Genomic DNA, 1,944 nt, shown 5'->3' on the forward strand with positions numbered 1-1,944 from the left:
GCGTGGTAGGAGAGCGTTCTGTAAGCCTGTGAAGGTGTCTTGTAAAGGATGCTGGAGGTATCAGAAGTGCGAATGCTGACATGAGTAGCGATAAAGGGGGTGAAAGGCCCCCTCGCCGTAAGCCCAAGGTTTCCTACGCAACGTTCATCGGCGTAGGGTGAGTCGGCCCCTAAGGCGAGGCAGAGATGCGTAGCTGATGGGAAGCAGGTTAATATTCCTGCACCGTCGTATGATGCGATGGGGGGACGGATCGCGGAAGGTTGTCCGGGTGTTGGAAGTCCCGGTCCCTGCATTGGAGAAGGCGCTCAGGCAAATCCGGGCGCGGGATTCAAGGATGTGGGGCGAGCGGCCTAGTGCTGCGAAGCAATTGGAAGTGGTTCCAAGAAAAGCCTCTAAGCTTCAGTCATACGAGACCGTACCGCAAACCGACACAGGTGGGCGAGATGAGTATTCTAAGGCGCTTGAGAGAACTCGGGAGAAGGAACTCGGCAAATTGGTACCGTAACTTCGGGATAAGGTACGCCCTGGTAGCTTGACTGGCCTGCGCCAGAAGGGTGAAGGGGTTGCAATAAAATGGTGGCTGCGACTGTTTAATAAAAACACAGCACTCTGCAAACACGAAAGTGGACGTATAGGGTGTGACGCCTGCCCGGTGCCGGAAGATTAAATGATGGGGTGCAAGCTCTTGATTGAAGTCCCGGTAAACGGCGGCCGTAACTATAACGGTCCTAAGGTAGCGAAATTCCTTGTCGGGTAAGTTCCGACCTGCACGAATGGCGTAACGATGGCCACACTGTCTCCTCCCGAGACTCAGCGAAGTTGAAGTGTTTGTGATGATGCAATCTCCCCGCGGCTAGACGGAAAGACCCCATGAACCTTTACTGTAGCTTTGCATTGGACTTTGAACCGATCTGTGTAGGATAGGTGGGAGGCTTTGAAGCGTGGACGCTAGTTCACGTGGAGCCGTCCTTGAAATACCACCCTGGTTTGTTTGAGGTTCTAACCTTGACCCGTGAATCCGGGTCGGGGACAGTGCATGGTAGGCAGTTTGACTGGGGCGGTCTCCTCCCAAAGTGTAACGGAGGAGTTCGAAGGTACGCTTGGTACGGTCGGACATCGTACCTAAAGTGCAATGGCAAAAGCGTGCTTAACTGCGAGACCGACAAGTCGAGCAGGTGCGAAAGCAGGACATAGTGATCCGGTGGTTCTGAATGGAAGGGCCATCGCTCAACGGATAAAAGGTACTCTGGGGATAACAGGCTGATACCGCCCAAGAGTTCATATCGACGGCGGTGTTTGGCACCTCGATGTCGGCTCATCTCATCCTGGGGCTGTAGCCGGTCCCAAGGGTATGGCTGTTCGCCATTTAAAGAGGTACGTGAGCTGGGTTTAAAACGTCGTGAGACAGTTTGGTCCCTATCTGCCGTGGGCGTTGGAATCTTGACGGGGGCTGCTCCTAGTACGAGAGGACCGGAGTGGACGTACCGCTGGTGTACCTGTTGTCTCGCCAGAGGCATCGCAGGGTAGCTATGTACGGAAGAGATAACCGCTGAAAGCATCTAAGCGGGAAACTCGCCTGAAGATGAGGATTCCCTGGCGGCTTGACCGCCTTGAAGGGTCGTTCGAGACCAGGACGTTGATAGGCTGGGTGTGGAAGCGCAGTAATGCGTTAAGCTAACCAGTACTAATTGCCCGTAAGGCTTGATCCTATAACCAGTGTGTTTTGCCTGGTGAGTCGATCGCCTTGTGCCAGATACGCACAACCCCAACTACATCCCTATTCGCAGCGTTGACCTCAACCTCAGCGCTGCAACCCCTCATGCCTGGTGACCATAGCGAGCTGGAACCACCCCTTCCCATCCCGAACAGGTCCGTGAAACAGCTCCGCGCCGATGATAGTGCGGATTCCCGTGTGAAAGTAGGTCATCGCCAGGCTCTTATTCC

At 54.5% G+C, this 1,944-nt stretch carries 2 rRNA genes; both read left to right on the forward strand.

The features are described from left to right. Positions 1-1,709, forward strand: a 23S ribosomal RNA gene (locus AC3WRI_RS32830); the annotation flags it as partial. 113 nt (positions 1,710-1,822) lie between these two features. Then, positions 1,823-1,935, forward strand: a 5S ribosomal RNA gene (gene rrf, locus AC3WRI_RS32835). The last annotated feature ends 9 nt before the right edge of the window (positions 1,936-1,944 follow it).

Source organism: Cupriavidus sp. FW305-27, assembly GCF_058787995.1.